The sequence below is a fragment of the Flavobacterium amniphilum genome (assembly GCF_023634845.1).
Taxonomy (GTDB): domain Bacteria; phylum Bacteroidota; class Bacteroidia; order Flavobacteriales; family Flavobacteriaceae; genus Flavobacterium; species Flavobacterium amniphilum.
The window spans coordinates 202,231-216,202 of sequence record NZ_JAMLJL010000004.1; the positions used below are offsets into that span (position 1 = coordinate 202,231).

The following is a 13,972-nucleotide window of genomic DNA, read 5'->3' on the forward strand; positions in this document are numbered from 1 at the left end:
AGTTATACTTAAATAAATTAAACTCTACGTCTTTTTGGAGGACGACATCCGTTGTGAGGAAGTGGAGTAACATCGATGATTTCTGTTACTTCGATTCCAGAATTGTGGATAGATCTGATTGCAGATTCTCTACCATTTCCTGGACCTTTCACAAAAACTTTCACCTTTTTAAGTCCAGCTTCTAATGCAACTTTTGAACAATCTTCTGCTGCCATTTGAGCTGCATAAGGAGTATTCTTTTTAGAACCTCTGAAGCCCATTTTACCAGCAGATGACCATGAAACAACTTCACCTTTCTTGTTAGTTAACGAGATGATGATGTTGTTGAAAGTTGCACTAATATGCGCTTCTCCTGTCGACTCAACGATAACTTTACGTTTTTTTGTGCTTGTCTTAGCCATATTACTACTTATTATTTAGTTGCTTTTTTCTTGTTAGCAACAGTTTTTCTTTTACCTTTTCTAGTTCTAGAATTGTTTTTAGTTCTTTGTCCTCTTAATGGAAGACCAGCTCTATGACGGATTCCTCTGTAACATCCGATATCCATTAAACGTTTGATGTTTAATGAAGTTTCAGAACGCAATTCACCTTCAATTTTGTAGTATGAAACTGCCTCACGGATTGCTCCGATTTCATCGTCATTCCAGTCTTGAACTTTTTTGTCTTGACTTACCTGAGCCTTTTCTAAGATCTCGATAGCTCTGCTTTTTCCAATTCCGAAGATATATGTCAAAGCGATAACTCCTCTTTTGTTTTTAGGTATATCTACCCCTGCTATTCTTGCCATAATTATCCTTGTCTTTGTTTAAATCTAGGATTCTTTTTGTTAATAACGTATAATCTTCCTTTTCTACGTACGATAATGCACTCGGCACTACGTTTTTTTACTGATGCTCTTACTTTCATTTTAGTAGCTTTAGTATCTATAAGTAATTCTTGCTTTGGTTAAATCGTACGGACTCATTTCAAGTTTCACTTTATCACCAGGTAATAATTTGATGTAATGCATACGCATTTTTCCTGAAATGTGAGCAATTACGATATGCCCATTTTCTAACTCAACACGGAACATTGCATTTGACAATGCCTCAATGATTGATCCGTCTTGTTCTATTGCTGATTGTTTTGCCATATTAAGCTATTGCTTTTCTGTTTTTACCACTTTTCATTAAACCGTCATAATGTTTATTCAACAAGTATGAATTGATTTGCTGAATTGTATCAATTGCAACTCCAACCAAAATTAACAATGATGTACCTCCAAAGAACAATCCCCATTGTGCCTGAACATTTAAAACACTCACTACAACTGCTGGGAACACAGCAAGAAAAGCAAGGAATAATGCACCCGGGAAAGTAATTAAAGACATCACTTTATCCAAAAAGTCAGCTGTTTCAACTCCAGGCTTAACACCAGGAATAAATCCGCCACTTCTTTTTAAATCATCAGCCATCTTATTAGTAGGGATGGTAATTGCGGTGTAAAAATAAGTAAAAATTATGATTAACGACGCAAATAGTAAATTATACTCCCATCCGAATATGTTTTGAAACCTCGTACTAATAGATTGAGCAGTCTCTGAAGATGATAATCCGGCAACAGCTGCAGGAATAAACATAATAGCCTGTGCAAAAATGATAGGCATAACTCCAGATGCATTCAATTTTAGTGGAATAAACTGACGGTTGCCTCCCATTAAGTCTTGCTCCATGTCACCAGAAACTGTGCGACGCGCATACTGAACCGGTACTCTACGAACAGCCATTGTCATCAATATACAAGCGATAATCACAAGCAACCATACAATCATTTCAAAAACCAATTTCATCGGCCCTCCGTTATTTTCTGAAATAACAGATGAAAATTCCTGTGTAAAAGCCTGTGGCAATCTTGCAACGATACCAACTAAAATCAATAACGATATACCGTTTCCTATACCTTTATCTGTAATTTTTTCCCCTAACCACATAGCAAAAATAGTACCTGTTGTCAAGATAACTACAGAAGAGAATAAGAACTCAAACGAATTAAAACCTAACATGAAAGCATCTCCCGGCAATGTTCTGTAAAGGTTATAAATATAACCAGGACCTTGAACAAGAGTAATACCGATAGTCAACCATCTTGTGATTTGATTCATTTTCTTTCTTCCGCTTTCACCTTCTTTTTGAAGTTTTTGCAAATAAGGAATCGCAATTCCCATCAACTGAACAACAATTGAAGCTGAAATATAAGGCATAATCCCCAATGCAAACACTGAAGCCTGCGAGAAAGCACCACCTGTGAAAACGTCAATTAACCAACCAATACCTTTTTCAGTCTGATTAGTTAATCCCTGTAATTTAGTAGCGTCAATCCCCGGTAGTGTTACCTGAGCACCAAAACGATAAACCAACAGAAATCCTAATGTAATTAGGATTCTGTTTCTTAGTTCCTCAATTTTCCAAACGTTTTGTAACGATTCAATAAATTTCTTCATCGTGTTCAGAAAATTATAATTCTATAGCTTCACCACCAGCAGCTTCGATAGCAGCTTTAGCAGTAGCCGTGAATTTGTGTGCACTTACTTTTAATTTTGCTTTAAGCTCACCTCTACCTAAAATTTTAACAACTTCAGTTTTAGTAGCTAAACGGTTTTCCACGAAAGTAGTGAAATCTACTGTATCTGTAGCCAAACCGTTATCAACAAGAGCTTGTAACGTATCAAGGTTTACCCCTTGATACTCTACTCTATTGATATTTTTGAAACCAAATTTAGGAACACGTCTTTGAAGCGGCATTTGACCTCCTTCAAATCCAATCTTTTTAGAATAACCAGAACGAGACTTAGCTCCTTTGTGTCCACGTGCAGCAGTACCACCTTTACCAGAACCTTCTCCTCTACCTACTCTTTTGTTTTGATTGTGTGTTGACCCTTCAGCTGGCTGTAAATTACTTAAATTCATAACAATATCAGTTATTAAGCTTCTTCTACAGAAACTAAGTGTTTAACTTTATTTACCATTCCAAGGATAGCAGGATTTGCATCGTGCTCAACAACTTGTCCAATTTTACGTAAACCCAAAGAGATTAAAACTCTTTTTTGGTTTTCAGGACAGTTGATTTTGCTTCTTACTTGTTTTACTTTAATCTTTGCCATAATTTCCTTGAATTAACCTTTAAATACTTTCTCTAAAGACACTCCTCTTTGCTTAGCAACAGTAACTGCGCTTCTCATTTGCAATAAAGCATCAAAAGTTGCTTTTACCACATTATGAGGATTTGAAGATCCTTGAGATTTTGATAATACATCGTGAATACCTACAGATTCAAGTACTGAACGCACAGCACCACCAGCAATTACTCCGGTACCGTGAGAAGCAGGCATTAAGAATACTCTTGCTCCACCGAATTTACCTTTTTGCTCATGAGGCACAGATTGACCACTTAAAGGAATTCTAACTAAATTCTTCTTAGCATCTTCCACCGCTTTAGCGATTGCCTCAGAAACATCTTTAGACTTCCCTAAACCATGTCCAACAACACCGTTCTCGTCACCTACAACTACAATAGCAGAAAAACCGAAAGCTCTACCACCTTTTGTAACTTTAGTAACACGATTTACACTAACTAAACGATCTTTCAATTCAAGACCGCTTGGTTTTACTAACTCTACGTTTTTATAATTATGATACATAATTTCTTAGAATTTTAATCCAGCTGCTCTCGCACCTTCTGCTAATGATTGAACACGACCGTGATATAAATATCCACCTCTATCAAATGTAACATTTTCGATACCAGCTTTTAAAGCTTTTTCAGCAACTAATTTACCAACTGCAGTAGCAATTTCAATTTTAGTTCCTTTAGTATCAACACCTTTCTCACGAGAAGAAGCGGCTAATAATGTAACACCATTCACATCATCTATAAGCTGAGCATAGATTTCTTTGTTACTTCTGAATACAGATAAACGAGGTTTTGCAGCGGTTCCGCTAACAATCTTTCTAATTCTGTACTGTATTCTTTGTCTTCTATCAGATTTTGTTAATGACATAATCTCAATTTTTAAGCTGATTTACCTGCTTTTCTTCTTAATACTTCACCCACAAACTTAATACCTTTTCCTTTGTATGGCTCAGGCTTACGGAAACCTCTGATTTTCGCAGCAACCTGCCCTAAAAGTTGTTTATCGTATGAAGTTAATTTTACGATAGGGTTTTTACCTTTTTCAGAAATTGTCTCTACAACAACCTCAGGCGCAACCTCTAAAACGATATTGTGAGAGTATCCTAAAGCCAAATCAAGCTTATTTCCTTGATTAGAAGCTCTATAACCTACACCCACAAGTTCTAATTCTTTAGTAAAACCAGTAGATACACCAGCAATCATGTTATTGATTAAAGCTCTATACAAACCGTGTTGAGCTCTCTCTTCTTTACTATCGGCAGCTCTTGCAACAAGAACTTGATTTTCTTCAACAGTTACAGTAACATTGTTTGTAAACTCTTGAGAAAGTTGCCCTAGTTTTCCTTTAACTGTAATAACAGCTCCGTTTACTTCTACAGTAACACCAGCTGGAATTGCAATTGGATTTTTACCTATTCTTGACATTTCTTATCTCTTTTTTAGTATACGTAACAAATTACTTCACCACCTACATTTAACTGTTTAGCTTGCTTTCCTGTCATTACTCCTTTAGAAGTTGACACAATAGCAATACCCAAACCATTTAAAATCCTAGGCAATTTCGTAGCACCTGCGTACTTACGTAAACCTGGTTTACTAATTCTTTGAATATCTTTAATTACTGGCTCTTTAGTATCTTTATCATACTTTAAAGCAATTTTGATAGTACCCTGTACAGTACTGTCTTCGAACTTGTAGCTAAGGATGTAACCTTGATCGAATAAGATTTTTGTGATTTCTTTCTTTAAATTAGATGCTGGGATCTCAACCACTTTGTGGTTTGCCATAACTGCATTTCTAACTCTCGTAAGATAATCCGCAATTGGATCTGTATACATTATAAACAATATTACGGTTACGGTTTTCAACTCACCCTCAGTGAGTTGAACCTTTAACCTATTAAACTTTAATATTTTAAGTTTGCAAATATAATACTTTTTCGCAAACTACCAAGAAGCTTTTTTAACTCCCGGAATCAATCCTTGGTTAGCCATCTCACGGAAAGTTACACGTGAAATACCGAATTGACGCATATACCCTCTTGGTCTACCTGTTAATTTACAACGATTGTGTAAACGAACCGGCGAAGCATTTTTCGGTAATTTCTGTAAAGCAGCATAATCTCCAGCTTCTAACAAAGCCTTTCTTTTCTCTGCATATTTTTCTACCGTCTTTTGTCTTTTCACCTCGCGGGCTTTCATTGATTCTTTAGCCATGTCTTAATTCTTTTTAAAAGGTAAACCTAATTGAGCTAATAATGATTTTGCTTCTTTATCAGTTTCTGCAGATGTTACAAAAGTAATATCCATACCAGAAATTTTATTCACTTTATCGATATCGATTTCAGGGAAGATAATTTGCTCAAGAACTCCAAGATTGTAATTTCCTCTACCGTCGAAACCTGTAGATTTAATACCGTTGAAATCTCTTACACGTGGCAAAGAAGCAGTAATCAATCTGTCTAAGAATTCATACATTCTCTCTCCACGCAAAGTTACTTTAGCACCAATTGGCATTCCTTTTCTCAATTTAAAAGACGCAACGTCTTTTTTAGAGATAGTAGCTACCGCTTTTTGACCAGTAATTTTTGTCAATTCTTCAACAGCATAATCGATAAGTTTTTTATCAGATACAGCCGCTCCAACTCCTTTACTCAAAACGATTTTCTCCAATTTAGGAACTTGCATTACGTTTTTGTAACCGAATTCTTCCGTAAGAGCAGAAACAATTCTACTCTTATATTCTTCTTTAAGTCTAGGTATATAAGCCATTACTATAATACTTGATTAGATTTTTTTGAAAATCTTACTTTCTTATCTCCTTCTACTTTAAACCCAACTTTAGTAGCCTCTTTCGATTTTGGATCGATTAAAGACAAGTTAGAAATATGCATAGGAGCTTCTTTCTTAACGATTCCACCTTGAGGGTTTTTAGCACTAGGCTTAGTGTGTTTAGACACCATATTTACTCCCTCAACTACCGCTTTGTTTTTCTCACGATATACACGCAAAACTTTACCTTCAGCACCTTTGTGGTCACCTGCGATAACTTTTACGATATCACCTGATTTTATTTTTAGCTTTATCATTGTAAATAATAATTAAAGCACTTCTGGTGCTAATGATACAATTTTCATGAATTGTTTTTCACGAAGTTCTCTAGCTACAGGACCAAATACACGTGTTCCTCTCATTTCACCTGCTGCATTTAACAATACACAAGCGTTATCATCGAAACGGATATAAGATCCATCAGCTCTTCTTACTTCTTTTTTAGTTCTAACAACAACTGCAGTTGAAACCGCACCTTTCTTAACGTTTCCGTTAGGGGTTGCATCTTTGATAGCTACTACAATTTTGTCACCAACAGAGGCATAACGACGTTTCGTTCCTCCAAGCACACGGATAGTTAAAACTTCTTTAGCTCCCGTGTTATCTGCTACTCTTAATCTTGATTCTTGTTGTACCATAATTACTTAGCTCTTTCAATGATTTCAACTAATCTCCAACATTTTGACTTAGATAAAGGTCTTGTCTCCATGATCTTTACTGTATCACCGATGTTACAGTCGTTTGTTTCGTCGTGCGCAACATATTTCTTAGTTTTTAACACGAACTTACCATATAATGGGTGTTTAACTCTTGTTACTTGAGAAACAACAATAGACTTATCCATTTTGTTAGATGTAACAACACCAATTCTTTCTTTTCTTAAATTTCTTTTTTCCATCTTTTCAGCTGAATATTATTGAAGCTCTCTTTTAGTAATTTCAGTTGCAATTCTTGCTACTGAACGTCTAAGACTTCTAATTTGAAGTGGATTCTCGATTGGAGAAATAGCATGAGCAATTGTTAGGTCGGCATAAGTCTTTTTTAATTGAACTAGCTTCTCTTGTAACTCAGCTGCAGATAGATTTTTAATTTCTGATTGTTTCATAATCTTATTTATTATGCTTCGAAATCTCTAGCAACGACGAATTTAGTTTTTACCGGTAATTTTTGAGCAGCAAGACGTAAAGCCTCTTTTGCAACAGCTAGTGGCACACCACCTACCTCAAACATAATTCTTCCTGGTTTAACAACAGCAGCCCAGTATTCAACTGCACCTTTACCTTTACCCATACGTACCTCAAGAGGTTTCTTTGTAATTGGCTTATCTGGGAAAATTTTAATCCATAATTGTCCTTCACGTTTCATGTAACGAGTAGCTGCAATACGAGCCGCTTCGATTTGACGAGACGTTAAAAACATACCATCTTCATGTACAGATTTAATTCCAAACATTCCATTTGAAAGTTCATGACCTCTGTTAGAGTTCCCTTTCATTCTACCCTTTTGTACCTTACGGTATTTTGTTCTTTTAGGCTGTAACATTTTTCTTTAATTTAAAAATTACTTTCTTTTACGAGCTCCCGGTTTACCGTTTGATTTTCCACCACGTGGAGCATCACCACCTTTACCAGCTGCAGATTTTTTATCCATACCTACAAGCGGAGAAAGATCTCTCTTTCCGTAAACCTCACCTTTCATGATCCAAACTTTAACACCCATTCTACCGTAAGTAGTGTGTGCTTCAGCTAAAGCATAATCGATGTCTGCTCTGAAAGTTGATAGAGGAATTCTTCCTTCTTTGAAATTTTCAGAACGTGCCATTTCAGCACCATTCAAACGACCAGAAATCATAACTTTGATTCCTTCTGCATTCATTCTCATAGACGCAGCGATTGCCATCTTGATAGCTCTTCTGTAAGAAATACGGCTTTCAATTTGACGACAGATGCTATTTGCAACTAAATATGCATCTAATTCAGGTCTTTTGATTTCAAAGATGTTGATTTGAACCTCTTTGTCAGTAATTTTCTTAAGTTCTTCTTTCAACTTGTCTACCTCTTGTCCACCTTTTCCGATAATGATACCAGGTCTAGCAGTAGTGATAGTAACGGTTACAAGTTTTAAAGTTCTCTCGATGATCACTTTAGATACACTAGCTTTTGATAAACGAGCATGAATGTACTTTCTGATTTTGTAGTCTTCGGCGATTTTATCACCGTAGTCATTACCACCATACCAGTTAGAATCCCATCCTCTGATGATACCAAGGCGATTTCCGATTGGATTTGTCTTTTGTCCCATCTTTATTAATTGCTTTGTGTGTTATTAATAGCTCCTAAAACGATTGTAACGTGATTTGAGCGTTTTCTAATTCTGTGTGCACGACCTTGTGGAGCTGGACGAAGTCTTTTCAACATCATACCACCATCAACTTTGATCTCTTTTACGAATAAGCCTGCTTCAGCAACATTACCTTCACTATTTTTTTGCTCCCAGTTATTGATTGCAGATAATAATAGTTTTTCTAATTTTCTTGAAGCTTCTTTTTGACTAAATCTTAATATATTTAGTGCATTCTCAACTTTCTGACCTCTTACCAAGTCTGCTACTAAGCGCATTTTTCTAGGTGAAGTAGGGCAGTTATTCAATTTAGCAAACGCCAAAGACTTATTAGCCTCTTTTCTTGCTTCTGCCGTTTCTCTTTTACGAACTCCCATGTCTTCTTTTATTTTTTACCTTTATTTTTAGCTCCAGCGTGACCTCTAAAAGATCTAGTTGGTGAAAACTCACCCAACTTGTGTCCTACCATGTTTTCAGTAACATATACCGGAACAAATTGACGACCGTTGTGAACTGCAATTGTTTGTCCTACGAAATCTGGCGTAATCATAGAAGCTCTAGACCAAGTCTTAACAACTCCCTTGTTTCCACCTTCGATATTTTCTTGTACTTTCTTCTCTAATTTATAGTGTACGAAAGGTCCTTTTTTTAATGAACGTGCCATATCTTATTATTTCTTTCTACGTTCTACAATATACTTGTTGCTCGGGTTTTGTTTAGCACGGGTTCTGTAACCTTTAGCTGGTAAACCTTTTCTTGAACGTGGGTGACCTCCAGATGAACGTCCTTCACCACCTCCCATTGGGTGATCAACCGGGTTCATAGCTACTGGTCTCGTTCTAGGTCTTCTACCTAACCATCTAGATCTACCTGCTTTACCAGATACAATCAACTGGTGATCAGAGTTAGAAACTGCACCAATTGTTGCAGAACATGTTAACAAAATAAGTCTAGTTTCTCCAGAAGGCATTTTGATAGTAGCATATTTACCATCACGAGCCATTAACTGAGCGAATGTACCTGCAGAACGAGCGATAACCGCACCTTGACCTGGACGTAATTCGATACAAGAAATAACTGTACCTAGAGGAATTTTACTCAATGGCATGGTGTTACCAATTTCCGGAGCTGCATCAGCACCAGATACCACTTTTTGACCTACTTGTAAACCATTTTGAGCAATGATATACGTTTTCTCACCATCAGCATAAGCCAATAACGCGATAAAAGCAGTTCTGTTTGGATCATATTCTATTGATTTTACTGTAGCTGGAATACCAACTTTAGTTCTTTTGAAATCAATGATACGATATCTTTGTTTGTGACCACCGCCTGTATAACGCATGGTCATCTTTCCTTGACTATTTCTACCTCCTGAGTTTTTTTTCGGTGCGATTAACGAACGCTCCGGCTTATCAGTTGTAATAGCGTCAAAACCATTAACAACTCTAAAACGCTGACCCGGGGTAATAGGTTTTAATTTTCTTACTGACATCTTTTTTTACTTAGATATTGTTGTAAAAATCTATTGTTTCTCCTTCTTGTACTTGAACAATTGCTTTTTTGTAAGCATTAGTTTTTCCTGAAATCATACCACTTTTTGTATATTTAGTAGTACGATTAGGACGTACGTTCATTGTATTAACTTCTACAACAGTAACTCCATAAGCAGCCTCAACAGCTTTCTTAATTTGCACTTTGTTAGCTTTCTTGTCTACAACGAAACCAAAGCGGTTGAATAATTCACCATCTTTAGTTATTTTTTCTGTAACGATAGGTTTAATAATGATACTCATGGCCTATTATTTGCTTAAATTTTCTTCAATTCCTTCTAAAGATCCCTCTAAAAGAACTAAATTATTTGCGTTCAATATCGCATAAGTACTTAATTCTGAATTAGTTACCACAGAAGAACCCTTTAAATTACGAGATGACAAATATACATTTTTATTTGCATCACCTAATACGAATAAAGATTTTTTGTTTTCTAATCCTAACGCTTTCAACACGTTAATGAAATTTTTAGTACTTGGAGCTTCAAAATTGAAGTCTTCTACTACGATTAAATTTGAATCTTGTGCTTTTAATGTCAAAGCTGATTTACGAGCCAAACGCTTTAAAGCTTTATTCAATTTGAAAGAATAATTTCTTGGTCTCGGACCAAAAACAGTTCCTCCTCCTTTGAACAAAGGACTCTTTTTAGATCCTGCACGAGCAGTACCTGTTCCTTTTTGCTTTTTGATTTTACGAGTACTACCAGCAACTTCAGCTCTTTCCTTAGCTTTGTGCGTACCTTGTCTTTGATTAGCAAGATATTGCTTAACATCTAAGTAAACAGCATGCTTGTTAGGCTCAATTGCGAAAACTGAATCAGAAAGTTGAACTTTTCTGCCAGTTTCTTTTCCGTTGATGTCTAAAACTTTTACTTCCATTACTTCTGAACGATTACATAAGAGTCTTTGTGACCAGGAACACATCCTTTAACAACAAGCAGGTTCTTTTCAGCAACCACTTTTAAAACTCTAAGATTTTGTACTTTTACATTATCTCCACCCATTCTTCCAGCCATACGCATTCCTTTGAATACTCTTGACGGATAAGATGAAGCTCCTACAGAACCCGGCGCTCTTAAACGGTTGTGCTGACCATGAGTAGCTTGTCCAACACCACCAAAACCGTGACGTTTTACAACACCTTGGAAACCTTTACCTTTAGAAACACCTTGAACATCTACAAACTCCCCTTCAGAGAATAGATCTACAGTGATAACATCACCTAATTTGTGCTCGTTTTCAAATCCTTGGAACTCAACAACTTTCTTCTTAGCAACAGTACCTGCTTTTTTGAAGTGACCTTCAGCAGCTTTTGTAGTGTGCTTTTCAGTTTTGTCATCGAAACCAAGCTGAAGAGCCTCATACCCGTCAACCTCATTGGTTCTGACTTGGGTAACAACACATGGTCCAACCTCAATAACAGTACAAGGAATATTCTTCCCGTTCTCATCAAAGATGCTAGTCATGCCAATTTTTCTTCCGATTAACCCAGACATATTAACTAATTATTAATTATTTATTAAAATTTTATTTTTTGAGTGTGCAAAAGTAGGCATTATGTTTTGAATTTCAAAACATAATGCCTAAATATTTATTCTCAGTGAATTATCACACTTTGATTTCTACCTCAACCCCACTTGGAAGCTCCAATTTCATTAGAGCGTCGATTGTTTTTGAAGATGAAGAATAGATATCTAATAATCTTTTGTACGACATTACTTCAAATTGCTCTCTCGACTTCTTGTTAACGTGCGGAGAACGTAATACAGTAAAAATCTTTTTGTTTGTTGGCAATGGAATTGGACCAGTTACCACAGCTCCTGTACTCTTTACAGTTTTTACGATTTTCTCTGCTGATTTATCAACCAACATATGATCGTAAGATTTTAATTTTATTCTGATTTTTTGACTCATTTTCTTAAAAATTAAGCGTTACCTTTTGCTTTCTTAATTACCTCATCTGAAATATTAGATGGAGTTTGCTCATAGTGAGAGAATTCCATAGTTGAAGTAGCACGACCTGAAGATAAAGTTCTCAAAGTAGTTACATATCCAAACATTTCTGATAAAGGCACATTAGCCTTAATAGTTTTAGCACCAGCTCTATCACCCATGTCATTAACCTGACCGCGACGACGGTTCAAGTCACCTACGATATCACCCATATTTTCTTCCGGAGTGATAACTTCGATTTTCATGATTGGCTCAAGAATTACAGCACCAGCAGCTTTAGCAACTTCTTTGTATCCCATCTTAGCCGCCAATTCGAATGATAATGCATCCGAATCCACCGCGTGGTAAGATCCATCCAATAAAGTTACTTTTAAGCTATCTACAGCGTATCCAGCCAAAGGTCCTGTTTTCATTGCTTCTCTGAATCCTTTTTCAACTGCAGGAACATACTCTTTCGGTACGTTACCACCTTTTACTTCATTCACGAAAGTTAAACCGATCGCACCAGCTTCAGCAGGCTCTAAACGGAAAACGATATCACCAAATTTACCACGTCCACCAGATTGTTTTTTATAAACTTCTCTGTGTTGCGCAGGCTTAGTGAAAGCTTCTTTGTACTCAACCTGAGGCTCACCTTGGTTAACCTCAACTTTGAATTCACGTTTCATACGATCCACCAAGATATCCAAGTGAAGCTCACCCATACCAGAGATGATAGTCTGACCTGAAGCCTCATCAGTTCTAACTGTAAACGTCGGATCTTCCTCAGCTAATTTAGCTAAAGCCATACCCATCTTATCTACATCAGCTTTTGTTTTAGGCTCGATCGCAATACCAATTACCGGATCAGGGAATTTCATAGACTCAAGAATGATTGGATGTTTTTCATCACACATTGTATCTCCAGTCTTGATATCTTTAAATCCTACAGCAGCTCCAATATCTCCAGCCTCGATGTATTCGATTGGATTTTGTTTGTTAGCGTGCATTTGGTAGATACGAGAAATACGCTCTTTGTTTCCTGAACGTGTATTCAAGATATAAGAACCAGCATCTAAACGACCAGAATAAGCACGGAAGAAAGCCAAACGACCTACATAAGGGTCGGTAGCAATTTTAAATGCCAAAGCAGCAAACGGCTCTTTTACATCTGGACGACGTAAGATTTTAGTTTGATCTTCTTCTAATAAATCTTGATCATCAGGGTGAATACCTTCAATACCTTCTTTATCCAAAGGAGATGGCAAATATTTACATACTGCATCCAACATGAACTGAACACCTTTGTTTTTGAAAGATGAACCAGCAATCATCGGGATGATAGCCATGTCAATTGTAGCAGCTCTTAATGCAGCATTGATTTCGTCCTCAGTGATCGAGTTCTCATCTTCCATATATTTGTCAAGTAGATTTTCATCATACTCAGCAACTGCTTCAATTAAGATTGATCTGTATTCTTTTACTTCATCAACCATATCAGCCGGAATATCAACAATATCAAAAGTCGCCCCTTGAGTTGCATCATGCCAAACGATAGCTTGATTTTTTACTAAGTCAACTACTCCTTTAAAATCGTTTTCTTCACCAATTGGCAAAGTAATTGCAACAGCGTTAGATTTTAACATATCCCTAACTTGTTGACAAACGTTTAAGAAGTTAGAACCTTGACGGTCCATTTTATTTACGAATCCCATACGAGGAACTCTATATTGATCAGCAAGTCTCCAGTTAGTTTCTGATTGAGGCTCAACACCATCTACTGCAGAAAATAAGAAAACTAAACCATCCAATACACGTAACGAACGGTTTACCTCTACAGTAAAGTCAACGTGTCCCGGAGTATCAATAATATTAAAGTGGTATGGTTTTGAATCGGCAACTAACTTACCTTGCTCAGTTGGAAAACTCCACTCACAAGTTGTAGCAGCAGAAGTAATTGTAATACCTCTTTCTTGCTCTTGCGCCATCCAGTCCATTGTTGCAGCACCATCATGTACTTCACCAATTTTGTGTGATTTTCCAGTGTAAAATAAAATACGCTCTGTAGTAGTAGTTTTTCCTGCATCAATGTGAGCAGCAATACCGATATTTCTTGTGAATTTTAAATCTCTAGCCATTTCTTTATG

27 protein-coding genes are annotated in these 13,972 nt (G+C 36.5%); all 27 read right to left on the minus strand.

What is annotated here, in order from left to right; translation table 11 throughout:
• Positions 1-17 precede the first annotated feature (17 nt).
• A complete protein-coding gene (gene rpsK, locus NAT51_RS06500) occupies positions 18-401 on the minus strand; it encodes a 30S ribosomal protein S11 (RefSeq protein WP_073311682.1) in 384 nt (127 codons plus the stop codon).
• Positions 402-412: 11 nt separating this feature from the next.
• Positions 413-787 carry a 30S ribosomal protein S13 gene (gene rpsM / locus NAT51_RS06505; protein WP_250596751.1) on the minus strand — a complete coding sequence of 125 codons (375 nt, stop codon included), beginning with the start codon at positions 785-787 and terminating at the stop codon, positions 413-415.
• Positions 788-789: 2 nt separating this feature from the next.
• Positions 790-906, minus strand: coding sequence for a type B 50S ribosomal protein L36 (gene ykgO, locus NAT51_RS06510; protein WP_002987490.1), 117 nt, complete (start codon positions 904-906; stop codon positions 790-792).
• 10 nt (positions 907-916) lie between these two features.
• Entirely contained in the window at positions 917-1,132 is a 216-nt protein-coding gene (gene infA, locus NAT51_RS06515) for a translation initiation factor IF-1 (protein ID WP_026710295.1), read from the minus strand.
• Between the two features lies 1 nt (position 1,133).
• The gene (gene secY, locus NAT51_RS06520; protein ID WP_250596753.1) at positions 1,134-2,480 is read right to left on the minus strand and encodes a preprotein translocase subunit SecY; all 1,347 of its coding nucleotides are present in this window, start codon (positions 2,478-2,480) and stop codon (positions 1,134-1,136) included.
• A 13-nt stretch (positions 2,481-2,493) separates the two neighbouring features.
• A complete protein-coding gene (gene rplO / locus NAT51_RS06525) occupies positions 2,494-2,946 on the minus strand; it encodes a 50S ribosomal protein L15 (protein WP_250596755.1) in 453 nt (150 codons plus the stop codon).
• A 14-nt stretch (positions 2,947-2,960) separates the two neighbouring features.
• The gene (rpmD, locus tag NAT51_RS06530) at positions 2,961-3,140 is read right to left on the minus strand and encodes a 50S ribosomal protein L30 (RefSeq protein ID WP_250596757.1); all 180 of its coding nucleotides are present in this window, start codon (positions 3,138-3,140) and stop codon (positions 2,961-2,963) included.
• A gap of 12 nt (positions 3,141-3,152) precedes the next feature.
• A complete protein-coding gene (gene rpsE / locus NAT51_RS06535) occupies positions 3,153-3,677 on the minus strand; it encodes a 30S ribosomal protein S5 (RefSeq protein WP_250596759.1) in 525 nt (174 codons plus the stop codon).
• 6 nt (positions 3,678-3,683) lie between these two features.
• Entirely contained in the window at positions 3,684-4,037 is a 354-nt protein-coding gene (rplR, locus tag NAT51_RS06540) for a 50S ribosomal protein L18 (RefSeq protein WP_250596760.1), read from the minus strand.
• Between the two features lie 11 nt (positions 4,038-4,048).
• Positions 4,049-4,594 carry a 50S ribosomal protein L6 gene (gene rplF, locus NAT51_RS06545; RefSeq protein WP_250596762.1) on the minus strand — a complete coding sequence of 182 codons (546 nt, stop codon included), beginning with the start codon at positions 4,592-4,594 and terminating at the stop codon, positions 4,049-4,051.
• A 14-nt stretch (positions 4,595-4,608) separates the two neighbouring features.
• A complete protein-coding gene (gene rpsH / locus NAT51_RS06550) occupies positions 4,609-5,007 on the minus strand; it encodes a 30S ribosomal protein S8 (protein ID WP_250596763.1) in 399 nt (132 codons plus the stop codon).
• 108 nt (positions 5,008-5,115) lie between these two features.
• Complete coding sequence (gene rpsN, locus NAT51_RS06555; RefSeq protein WP_250592562.1) at positions 5,116-5,385, minus strand: 30S ribosomal protein S14; 270 nt, start codon at positions 5,383-5,385, stop codon at positions 5,116-5,118.
• Positions 5,386-5,388: 3 nt separating this feature from the next.
• Complete coding sequence (gene rplE, locus NAT51_RS06560; protein ID WP_250596764.1) at positions 5,389-5,940, minus strand: 50S ribosomal protein L5; 552 nt, start codon at positions 5,938-5,940, stop codon at positions 5,389-5,391.
• Between the two features lie 2 nt (positions 5,941-5,942).
• Positions 5,943-6,257, minus strand: coding sequence for a 50S ribosomal protein L24 (gene rplX, locus NAT51_RS06565; RefSeq protein WP_250592564.1), 315 nt, complete (start codon positions 6,255-6,257; stop codon positions 5,943-5,945).
• Between the two features lie 12 nt (positions 6,258-6,269).
• Positions 6,270-6,638 (minus strand): 50S ribosomal protein L14, encoded by a 369-nt coding sequence (rplN, locus tag NAT51_RS06570; RefSeq protein WP_250596765.1) that lies wholly within the window; start codon positions 6,636-6,638, stop codon positions 6,270-6,272.
• Between the two features lie 2 nt (positions 6,639-6,640).
• Entirely contained in the window at positions 6,641-6,898 is a 258-nt protein-coding gene (gene rpsQ / locus NAT51_RS06575) for a 30S ribosomal protein S17 (protein WP_073311703.1), read from the minus strand.
• Positions 6,899-6,913: 15 nt separating this feature from the next.
• Positions 6,914-7,105, minus strand: coding sequence for a 50S ribosomal protein L29 (rpmC, locus tag NAT51_RS06580; protein ID WP_250596766.1), 192 nt, complete (start codon positions 7,103-7,105; stop codon positions 6,914-6,916).
• Between the two features lie 11 nt (positions 7,106-7,116).
• On the minus strand, positions 7,117-7,542 hold the full coding sequence (gene rplP / locus NAT51_RS06585; RefSeq protein WP_250596768.1) for a 50S ribosomal protein L16: 426 nt from the start codon (positions 7,540-7,542) through the stop codon (positions 7,117-7,119).
• Between the two features lie 18 nt (positions 7,543-7,560).
• On the minus strand, positions 7,561-8,301 hold the full coding sequence (gene rpsC / locus NAT51_RS06590) for a 30S ribosomal protein S3 (protein WP_250596770.1): 741 nt from the start codon (positions 8,299-8,301) through the stop codon (positions 7,561-7,563).
• Positions 8,302-8,306: 5 nt separating this feature from the next.
• Entirely contained in the window at positions 8,307-8,717 is a 411-nt protein-coding gene (gene rplV, locus NAT51_RS06595; protein WP_073311708.1) for a 50S ribosomal protein L22, read from the minus strand.
• An 8-nt stretch (positions 8,718-8,725) separates the two neighbouring features.
• Positions 8,726-9,004 (minus strand): 30S ribosomal protein S19, encoded by a 279-nt coding sequence (gene rpsS, locus NAT51_RS06600; RefSeq protein ID WP_073311710.1) that lies wholly within the window; start codon positions 9,002-9,004, stop codon positions 8,726-8,728.
• A 6-nt stretch (positions 9,005-9,010) separates the two neighbouring features.
• A complete protein-coding gene (gene rplB, locus NAT51_RS06605) occupies positions 9,011-9,835 on the minus strand; it encodes a 50S ribosomal protein L2 (protein WP_250596771.1) in 825 nt (274 codons plus the stop codon).
• Between the two features lie 10 nt (positions 9,836-9,845).
• On the minus strand, positions 9,846-10,136 hold the full coding sequence (gene rplW / locus NAT51_RS06610) for a 50S ribosomal protein L23 (protein ID WP_250596773.1): 291 nt from the start codon (positions 10,134-10,136) through the stop codon (positions 9,846-9,848).
• Between the two features lie 6 nt (positions 10,137-10,142).
• On the minus strand, positions 10,143-10,772 hold the full coding sequence (gene rplD / locus NAT51_RS06615; protein ID WP_250596774.1) for a 50S ribosomal protein L4: 630 nt from the start codon (positions 10,770-10,772) through the stop codon (positions 10,143-10,145).
• A complete protein-coding gene (gene rplC, locus NAT51_RS06620) occupies positions 10,772-11,389 on the minus strand; it encodes a 50S ribosomal protein L3 (protein WP_250596775.1) in 618 nt (205 codons plus the stop codon). The genes rplD and rplC overlap by 1 nt, the downstream gene beginning before the upstream one ends.
• 112 nt (positions 11,390-11,501) lie before the next feature.
• The gene (gene rpsJ, locus NAT51_RS06625) at positions 11,502-11,807 is read right to left on the minus strand and encodes a 30S ribosomal protein S10 (RefSeq protein ID WP_073311719.1); all 306 of its coding nucleotides are present in this window, start codon (positions 11,805-11,807) and stop codon (positions 11,502-11,504) included.
• 11 nt (positions 11,808-11,818) lie between these two features.
• Positions 11,819-13,963, minus strand: coding sequence for an elongation factor G (gene fusA / locus NAT51_RS06630; RefSeq protein ID WP_250596785.1), 2,145 nt, complete (start codon positions 13,961-13,963; stop codon positions 11,819-11,821).
• Positions 13,964-13,972 lie beyond the last annotated feature (9 nt).

Excerpts from the sequence above, each read along its gene's own strand:
- rpsK (WP_073311682.1), bottom strand. The coding sequence starts at position 401 with ATGGCTAAGACAAGCACAAAAAAACGTAAAGTTATCGTTGAGTCGACA.
- rpsM (WP_250596751.1), bottom strand. The coding sequence starts at position 787 with ATGGCAAGAATAGCAGGGGTAGATATACCTAAAAACAAAAGAGGAGTT.
- ykgO (WP_002987490.1), bottom strand. The coding sequence starts at position 906 with ATGAAAGTAAGAGCATCAGTAAAAAAACGTAGTGCCGAGTGCATTATC.
- infA (WP_026710295.1), bottom strand. The coding sequence starts at position 1,132 with ATGGCAAAACAATCAGCAATAGAACAAGACGGATCAATCATTGAGGCA.
- secY (WP_250596753.1), bottom strand. The coding sequence starts at position 2,480 with ATGAAGAAATTTATTGAATCGTTACAAAACGTTTGGAAAATTGAGGAA.
- rplO (WP_250596755.1), bottom strand. The coding sequence starts at position 2,946 with ATGAATTTAAGTAATTTACAGCCAGCTGAAGGGTCAACACACAATCAA.
- rpmD (WP_250596757.1), bottom strand. The coding sequence starts at position 3,140 with ATGGCAAAGATTAAAGTAAAACAAGTAAGAAGCAAAATCAACTGTCCT.
- rpsE (WP_250596759.1), bottom strand. The coding sequence starts at position 3,677 with ATGTATCATAATTATAAAAACGTAGAGTTAGTAAAACCAAGCGGTCTT.
- rplR (WP_250596760.1), bottom strand. The coding sequence starts at position 4,037 with ATGTCATTAACAAAATCTGATAGAAGACAAAGAATACAGTACAGAATT.
- rplF (WP_250596762.1), bottom strand. The coding sequence starts at position 4,594 with ATGTCAAGAATAGGTAAAAATCCAATTGCAATTCCAGCTGGTGTTACT.
- rpsH (WP_250596763.1), bottom strand. The coding sequence starts at position 5,007 with ATGTATACAGATCCAATTGCGGATTATCTTACGAGAGTTAGAAATGCA.
- rpsN (WP_250592562.1), bottom strand. The coding sequence starts at position 5,385 with ATGGCTAAAGAATCAATGAAAGCCCGCGAGGTGAAAAGACAAAAGACG.
- rplE (WP_250596764.1), bottom strand. The coding sequence starts at position 5,940 with ATGGCTTATATACCTAGACTTAAAGAAGAATATAAGAGTAGAATTGTT.
- rplX (WP_250592564.1), bottom strand. The coding sequence starts at position 6,257 with ATGATAAAGCTAAAAATAAAATCAGGTGATATCGTAAAAGTTATCGCA.
- rplN (WP_250596765.1), bottom strand. The coding sequence starts at position 6,638 with ATGGTACAACAAGAATCAAGATTAAGAGTAGCAGATAACACGGGAGCT.
- rpsQ (WP_073311703.1), bottom strand. The coding sequence starts at position 6,898 with ATGGAAAAAAGAAATTTAAGAAAAGAAAGAATTGGTGTTGTTACATCT.
- rpmC (WP_250596766.1), bottom strand. The coding sequence starts at position 7,105 with ATGAAACAATCAGAAATTAAAAATCTATCTGCAGCTGAGTTACAAGAG.
- rplP (WP_250596768.1), bottom strand. The coding sequence starts at position 7,542 with ATGTTACAGCCTAAAAGAACAAAATACCGTAAGGTACAAAAGGGTAGA.
- rpsC (WP_250596770.1), bottom strand. The coding sequence starts at position 8,301 with ATGGGACAAAAGACAAATCCAATCGGAAATCGCCTTGGTATCATCAGA.
- rplV (WP_073311708.1), bottom strand. The coding sequence starts at position 8,717 with ATGGGAGTTCGTAAAAGAGAAACGGCAGAAGCAAGAAAAGAGGCTAAT.
- rpsS (WP_073311710.1), bottom strand. The coding sequence starts at position 9,004 with ATGGCACGTTCATTAAAAAAAGGACCTTTCGTACACTATAAATTAGAG.
- rplB (WP_250596771.1), bottom strand. The coding sequence starts at position 9,835 with ATGTCAGTAAGAAAATTAAAACCTATTACCCCGGGTCAGCGTTTTAGA.
- rplW (WP_250596773.1), bottom strand. The coding sequence starts at position 10,136 with ATGAGTATCATTATTAAACCTATCGTTACAGAAAAAATAACTAAAGAT.
- rplD (WP_250596774.1), bottom strand. The coding sequence starts at position 10,772 with ATGGAAGTAAAAGTTTTAGACATCAACGGAAAAGAAACTGGCAGAAAA.
- rplC (WP_250596775.1), bottom strand. The coding sequence starts at position 11,389 with ATGTCTGGGTTAATCGGAAGAAAAATTGGCATGACTAGCATCTTTGAT.
- rpsJ (WP_073311719.1), bottom strand. The coding sequence starts at position 11,807 with ATGAGTCAAAAAATCAGAATAAAATTAAAATCTTACGATCATATGTTG.
- fusA (WP_250596785.1), bottom strand. The coding sequence starts at position 13,963 with ATGGCTAGAGATTTAAAATTCACAAGAAATATCGGTATTGCTGCTCAC.